This is a genomic window from Streptomyces sp. NPDC000880 (assembly GCF_053599675.1).
This window is the reverse complement of record NZ_JBSFMS010000089.1, coordinates 24296-31293: the sequence shown is the minus strand read 5'-3', so window position 1 is coordinate 31293 and position 6998 is coordinate 24296. Positions and strand designations below refer to the sequence as shown.

Below are 6998 nucleotides of genomic sequence, written 5' to 3'. Positions count from 1 at the left end.
TGGGGCGCGGGGTAGGTATTCTTGTTGTTGTCGGTCCCCGGCAGCGCACCCTTAACTCTTCTGCGCGAGGCGCTTGTTGAACTCGCCCTCGACCTGCTTGGCGGCTTCGGCCGGGCTCTTACCGTTCAGGACCGCCGTCAGGTAGGTCTTGATCGGGTTCGGCGCGTTCTCCACCGCGGCCCACTCGGGGATCAGCGGGGTGGTGCCACCGAACTTGGCGGACGGAGCGGCGGCCTCGGCGACCGGGTTGCCCGTCAGGTTGGAGTTGAGCGACTCCTTGTTCGGGATGACGCCGTTCAGCTTGGCGAGCTGACCCTCGTACTTGTCGGAGAGAGCGAGCTTGAGGAACTCCTTGGCGAGATCCTGCTTCTTGCTGCCCTCGGCGACGGCAAGGTTGGAGCCGCCGAGGAAGACACCCTCGGGCTTGTCGGCAGTCTCACCGGGGATGGTGAAATAGCCGATCTCCTTCTCGATGGCCGGGTTGGCCTTGATGGCGGTGCCGGCTTCCCAGCCCATGCCGATGAAGGCGCCGACATTGCCCTTGGCGAAGACGTCGGCCTGCTGCGGGGTGGCTTCGTCCTTGTCCTTGGGGGCCTTGGAGTAGGCCTGGTACTTCTTGTAGAGCTCGGCGGCCTCGGCGATCTTCGGGTCGTCCAGGTTGGAGACCCACTTGTCGCCGTCCTTCTTCACGAGCTCAGCACCCTTGCCGATGGTGAGCCCGTCGAAGAAGTACCAGTTCTGGCCGGGCAGGTAGATCGGCTCCTTGCCCTTGGCCTTGATCTTGTCGAGCGCGGCGAAGAATTCGTCGCGGGTCTTCGGCAGCGCGGCGACGCCCGCCTCCTTGAAGACCGACTTGTTGTAGATGACCACGCGGTTGGCGAAGTACCACGGGGCGGCGTACTGCTTGTCGTCCACGACCGAGGCCTCGTTCAGGTTCTCGGACCAGTCCGCGCCGATCGCCTTCTTGAGGTCGCCGAGCTCGGCGAGGCCGCCGGTCTGGGCGTACGCCGCGGTCTGGGTGTTGCCGATCTCGAAGACGTCCGGCGGGTTCTCCTCGGACAGGGCCGTGGTCAGCTTCTGCTGAATGCCGTTCCACTGCTGGACCTCGAACTTGACCTTCGCGCCGGTCTTCTTCTCGAACTCGGCGCTGAGGTCCTTCTGCCACTGGTCCGGCGTGGAACCGTCCATCGCCCAGACCGTCAGGGTCTGCCCCTTGAAGCCGTCGGCCCCCGCCCTGTTGTCGCCGCTGTTGTCCGAGCCACACGCGGCAATACCGACCATCATGCCCGCGACGCCGATCGCCGCAATGAGCTTGCGCTTCACGCCACCCTCCTCAGGGATGCCTGCAACCCCCTGCCCACCGCCAAGACATAGGCAGATTGCGCTGAGTACTGCCCGTGGGGCTGGGACCTGATCTTTAATGGTTTAGACCAGCACCCGGGAGCTTGGCCTAGACCTTTATGGGTGTCAAGGGTGTATAAGAAGGGCTGTCGCGTCCGTTATCGGACCGACACCTGCGTCAGGGCGACGACCCGCGACCGGACCGTGCCACCATGTGAGCCGCAACAGACGGAGGAGCCGGTGACGGCAGCAGCACAGGAGTCGGGAAGGCGGGCCATGACCACGGACGGGGGCGGTACGGAAACCGAGGGCGGGGCACAGACCCGTACCGCGCGCGTGCCCAAGTACTACCGGCTCAAGCGCCACTTGCTCGACATGACGGAGACACTGCCGCCCGGTACGCCGGTGCCGCCGGAGCGCACGCTCGCGGCGGAGTTCGACACCTCGCGTACGACGGTGCGGCAGGCGCTGCAGGAGCTGGTCGTCGAGGGCCGCCTCGAACGCATCCAGGGCAAGGGCACGTTCGTCGCCAAGCCCAAGGTCTCGCAGGCGCTCCAGCTCACGTCGTACACCGAGGACATGCGGGCGCAGGGCCTGGAGCCCACCTCGCAGTTGCTGGACATCGGGTATGTCACGGCCGACGACACGCTGGCCAGGCTGCTGGACATCTCAACCGGCGGGCGGGTGCTGCGGATCGAGCGGCTGCGGCTGGCGAGCGGTGAGCCGATGGCGATCGAGACGACGCACCTGTCGGCGAAGCGCTTCCCGGCGCTGCGCCGCAGCCTGGTCAAGTACACCTCGCTCTACACCGCGCTGGCGGAGGTGTACGACGTCCATCTGGCCGAGGCCGAGGAGACGATCGAGACCTCGCTGGCAAACCCACGCGAGGCCGGGCTGCTGGGGACGGACGTGGGCCTGCCGATGCTGATGCTTTCGCGCCATTCGCTGGACGCACAGGGCGAGCCGGTGGAGTGGGTGCGTTCGGTGTACCGGGGCGACCGGTACAAGTTCGTGGCGAGGCTGCGGCGGCCGACGGACTGACACGGGGCCGAGCCAGAACTTACTGGGGGTCCGGGGGTTATCCCCCGGGAGACCGCAGCGTGGCGAGGCTGCGGCGGCCGACGGACTGACACGGGGCCGAAGGACCGACACGGGCCCGGCTGACAACTCGTACCGCACATGGTGTAGCGCAGGTCACATTCCTGCTCTACCGTCCTCCCGTCATCTCATAGGACGGGAGGACGACCCGGTGCGCACCACAAATCCACGAACCATCGTCATCTGGACGCTTGTCGCGCTGGTGGGCGCGGCCGGCTGGACCGTACTGGCCCTGTCGCGCGGCGAGGAGGTGTCGGCCGCCTGGATGGTCGCCGCCGCCCTCGGCTCGTATGCGATCGGCTACCGCTTCTACTCGCGCTTCATCGTCAACCGGGTGCTGAAGGTCGACAGGACCAGAGCCACCCCGGCCGAACGGCTCGACAACGGCATCGACTTCCACCCCACCGACCGGCGGGTTCTGCTCGGGCATCACTTCGCGGCCATCGCGGGAGCGGGCCCGCTGGTCGGACCCGTACTGGCCGCACAGATGGGGTACTTGCCCGGCACCATCTGGATCATCGTCGGCGTCATCTTCGCGGGCGCCGTGCAGGACATGGTGGTGCTCTTCTTCTCCACCCGGCGCAACGGCAAGTCGCTGGGTCAGATGGCGCGGGACGAGATCGGCCCGTTCGGCGGGGCCGCGGCCCTGCTCGCCGCCTTCATGATCATGATCATCCTGCTGGGCGTGCTGGCGCTGGTCATTGTCAACGCGCTGGCCCGCTCCCCCTGGGGCACCTTCTCCATCGGCATGACCATCCCCATCGCGCTGCTGATGGGCTTCTATCTGCGCGTTCTGCGGCCCGGCCGGGTCAGCGAGGTCACGCTGATCGGCGTCGCGCTGCTGCTGCTCTCGATCGTGGCGGGCCGCTGGGTCGCCGAGTCCTCGCTCGCCGAGACCTTCACGCTCTCGCCCTCGACGCTGGTGCTGTGGATGGTGGCGTACGGATTCATCGCCTCCGTACTCCCGGTGTGGATGCTGCTCGCGCCACGCGACTATCTCTCCACCTTCATGAAGATCGGGACGATCGGGCTGCTGGCGCTCGGCGTCGTCATCGCCCTGCCCGACATGCGGATGGACGCGGTGACGGACTTCGCGAGCCGGGGCGACGGGCCGGTGTTCGCGGGCTCGCTGTTCCCGTTCGTCTTCATCACCATCGCGTGCGGCGCGCTCTCCGGATTCCATGCGCTGATCTCCTCGGGCACCACCCCGAAGATGATCCAGAAGGAGACGCAGATCCGGATGATCGGCTACGGCTCCATGCTGATGGAGTCGTTCGTGGCGATCATGGCACTGGTGGCGGCCTGCATCATCGACCCGGGGCTCTACTTCGCGATGAACGCGCCGGCCGGCGTCATCGGCGACAGCGTCCAGTCGGCGTCGCAGGCGGTCGCGAACCTCGGATACACGATCTCCCCGAGCGACTTGGCGAAGGCTGCCGAGGCGGTGGAGGAGCAGTCACTGCTGTCGCGGACGGGCGGTGCGCCCACCCTCGCCGTCGGCGTCTCGGAGATCTTCTCCCAGGTCGTGGGCGGCAATGGGATGAAGGCCTTCTGGTACCACTTCGCGATCATGTTCGAGGCGCTGTTCATCCTGACCGCGCTGGACGCGGGTACCCGGGTGGGCCGGTTCATGCTCCAGGACATGCTCGGCAACGTCTACAAGCCCTTCCGCAACGTCAGCTGGAAGCCGGGCATCGTCATCACCAGCGCGGCCGTGGTGGCGCTGTGGGGATACTTCCTCTGGGTCGGCGTGCATGAGCCGCTCGGCGGCATCAACCAGCTCTTCCCGATCTTCGGCATCTCCAACCAGCTGCTCGCGGCGGTGGCACTCGCCGTCTGCACCACGCTGCTGGTGAAGTCGGGACGGCTCAAGTGGGCCTGGATCACCGGCATTCCGCTCGCCTGGGATGTCACGGTGACGCTGACGGCGAGCTGGCAGAAGGTCTTCTCCGGCGATCCCCGCGTCGGCTTCTTCACCCAGCGCCAGCGCTACCAGGACGCCATTGACGCGGACAAGTTGCTGCCGCCCGCCAAGTCCATGGACGACATGCACACCATCGTCACCAACTCCACGGTGGACGGCGTCCTTTCGGCGCTGCTGGCGCTGCTGATCCTGGTGGTGGTCGTGGACGCGGCCCGGGTATGCGTGAAAGCCGTACGCAATCCGGCCTCCGCGACGCTGGACGAGGCACCGTTCGTGGAGTCGACGTTGGCCGCTCCGGCCGGGCTGTGGGCGACCAAGGAGGAGAAGACGGAGGTGCGGGATGCTGCGGAGCGGAGTGCGGCGGGCCGCTAGCGCGGTGCGGTGGTACGTACGGGAATTGCTGGATGAGTCGGCGTACGAGAGGTACGTCACACATGCGCGTTCGCACGATCCGTCCGTGTCCGTGCCCTCCCGGCGGGAATTCGAGCGGATGCGGACGGACCGCCAGGAGTCGGACCCGAGTTCAGGCTTCCGCTGTTGCTGAATGCCGGTGGAAGGCAGCGCGGCTGGAAGTCGTTGCCGTACCGATATACGGACAGGGGTGACGCTTCGCGAAACCCTGGCCTACATTGCCTGCGCATTACAACTGGTGACAGGTGAGGAATCGGAGCCGCCGTATGGCCGAAGTAACAGAAGTGCCTGACGAGAGACGACCATTGATCACGCCGGTGCGCGTGGTCATCGCCCTCTGTCTCTTCGCACCGTTCGTCGCCTTGCTGTGGGTCAGTTCGTACGCGAAGGTCGAGCCGACCTTCATCGGCATTCCGTTCTTCTACTGGTACCAGATGCTCTGGGTGCTGATCTCCAGCGCGCTCACCATGACCGCTTACAAGCTGTGGCAGCGCGACCAGCGCGCCCGCAAGGGGGGTGCGTCGCAGTGAAGGACGGCGTGAACGGCGTCGCACTCGCCGTCTTCATCTTCTTCTTCCTGGCCGTCACGGTCGTGGGCTTCCTGGCCTCGCGCTGGCGCCGGGCCGAGACCGAAAGCCTCGAGGAATGGGGTCTTGGCGGCCGGTCGTTCGGCACCTGGGTCACCTGGTTCCTGCTCGGCGGCGACCTGTACACCGCGTACACCTTCGTGGCCATCCCGGCGGCGATCTACGCGGCGGGCGCGGCGGGCTTCTTCGCCGTCCCGTACACGATCCTCATCTACCCGATGATCTTCACCTTCCTGCCGCGGCTGTGGTCGGTGTCGCACAAGCACGGGTACGTGACCACCTCGGACTTCGTCCGCGGACGCTTCGGCTCGAAGAGTCTGTCGCTGGCGGTCGCGGTCACCGGCATCCTGGCGACGATGCCGTACATCGCGCTGCAGTTGGTGGGCATCCAGGCGGTGCTCGACGTGATGGGTGTCGGCGGCGGCGAGACCACCAACTGGTTCATCAAGGACCTGCCGCTGCTGATCGCCTTCGGCGTTCTGGCGGCGTACACGTACTCCTCCGGGATGCGGGCACCGGCACTGATCGCCTTCGTCAAGGACACACTGATCTACATCGTCATCGGTGTGGCGATCATCTACATCCCGATCAAGCTGGGCGGGTTCGACCACGTCTTCGCGACGGCGGGCGACGCCTTCGCGCAGATCAACCCGGCGACGGACAAGCCGCGCGGCGCACTGGTGCCGGGCGATATGGGCCAGTGGGGTTACGCGACGCTGGCACTGGGCTCGGCGCTCGCGCTCTTCATGTATCCGCACTCGATCACGGCGACGCTCTCTTCGAGCAGCCGTAACGTGATCCGCCGCAACGCCACGATCCTGCCGCTGTATTCGCTGATGCTGGGTCTGCTGGCGCTGCTCGGCTTCATGGCGATCGCGGCGGGCATCAAGGTGGACAACGCGCAGTTGGCGATTCCGCAGCTGTTCGAGACGATGTTCCCGGACTGGTTCGCGGGTGTCGCCTTCGCGGCGATCGGCATCGGCGCGCTGGTGCCGGCGGCGATCATGTCGATCGCGGCGGCGAATCTGTTCACGCGGAACATATACAAGGACTTCATCAGGCCGGACGCGACGCCCGCGCAGGAGACCAAGGTCTCCAAGCTGGTCTCGCTGCTGGTGAAGGTGGGCGCGCTGGTCTTCGTCCTGACGATGGACAAGACGGTGGCGATCAACTTCCAGCTTCTCGGCGGCATCTGGATCCTCCAGACATTGCCGGCGCTGGTGGGCGGCCTGTTCACGCGCTGGTTCCACCGCTGGGCGCTGCTGGCGGGCTGGGCGGTCGGCATGATCTACGGCACGGCGGCCGCGTACGGAGTGGCGAGCCCGACCCAGAAGCACTTCGGGGGCTCGTCGGCAGAGATCCCGGGTATCGGCGAGATCGGCTACATCGGCCTGACGGCGTTCGTGCTGAACGCCGTGGTGACGGTGGTCCTGACGTTCGTGCTGCGGGCGGCGAAGGCGCCGGAGGGCGTCGACGAGACGAGCCCGTCGGACTACACGGCGGACGCGGGCGACCCGGGTGTACAGGTGGAGCTGCCGAAGGCCACCGCGGGCGCCGGTCACTGAGACCGACCCGGTCACCGGGCCTCACCCGGTCGAGGGCCGTCGCGCTTCCCACGGGAGAACGCGGCGGCCCTC

6 protein-coding genes are annotated in these 6998 nt (G+C 66.7%); 5 read left to right on the top strand and 1 reads right to left on the bottom strand.

Translation table 11 applies throughout. From position 1 onward, the window contains the following. Nucleotides 1-51 precede the first annotated feature (51 nt). Nucleotides 52-1323: an extracellular solute-binding protein gene (locus ACWDO5_RS24985; RefSeq protein ID WP_450532583.1), complete on the bottom strand. Its 1272-nt coding sequence runs from the start codon at nt 1321-1323 to the stop codon at nt 52-54. A gap of 294 nt (nt 1324-1617) precedes the next feature. Here ACWDO5_RS24985 and ACWDO5_RS24980 point away from each other — a divergent pair, with 294 nt between their 5' ends. From ACWDO5_RS24980 to mctP, 5 genes are all read left to right on the top strand, one after another. After that, nucleotides 1618-2382 (top strand): GntR family transcriptional regulator, encoded by a 765-nt coding sequence (locus ACWDO5_RS24980; RefSeq protein ID WP_450532582.1) that lies wholly within the window; start codon nt 1618-1620, stop codon nt 2380-2382. A 208-nt stretch (nt 2383-2590) separates the two neighbouring features. Further along, the gene (locus ACWDO5_RS24975; RefSeq protein WP_450532581.1) at nt 2591-4735 is read left to right on the top strand and encodes a carbon starvation CstA family protein; all 2145 of its coding nucleotides are present in this window, start codon (nt 2591-2593) and stop codon (nt 4733-4735) included. Next, entirely contained in the window at nt 4704-4907 is a 204-nt protein-coding gene (locus ACWDO5_RS24970) for a CstA-like transporter-associated (seleno)protein (RefSeq protein ID WP_450532580.1), read from the top strand. Before ACWDO5_RS24975 ends, ACWDO5_RS24970 begins: the two co-directional genes overlap by 32 nt. Before the next feature lie 133 nt (nt 4908-5040). Further along, entirely contained in the window at nt 5041-5304 is a 264-nt protein-coding gene (locus ACWDO5_RS24965; RefSeq protein WP_450532579.1) for a DUF3311 domain-containing protein, read from the top strand. Then, nucleotides 5301-6926 (top strand): monocarboxylate uptake permease MctP, encoded by a 1626-nt coding sequence (gene mctP, locus ACWDO5_RS24960; RefSeq protein ID WP_450532578.1) that lies wholly within the window; start codon nt 5301-5303, stop codon nt 6924-6926. Before ACWDO5_RS24965 ends, mctP begins: the two co-directional genes overlap by 4 nt. Nucleotides 6927-6998 lie beyond the last annotated feature (72 nt).

What these genes read in the sequence shown, in the direction of transcription:
- ACWDO5_RS24965 (WP_450532579.1), top strand. Translation starts at nt 5,041, where the DNA reads ATGGCCGAAGTAACAGAAGTGCCTGACGAGAGACGACCATTGATCACG.
- ACWDO5_RS24980 (WP_450532582.1), top strand. Translation starts at nt 1,618, where the DNA reads ATGACCACGGACGGGGGCGGTACGGAAACCGAGGGCGGGGCACAGACC.
- ACWDO5_RS24970 (WP_450532580.1), top strand. Translation starts at nt 4,704, where the DNA reads ATGCTGCGGAGCGGAGTGCGGCGGGCCGCTAGCGCGGTGCGGTGGTAC.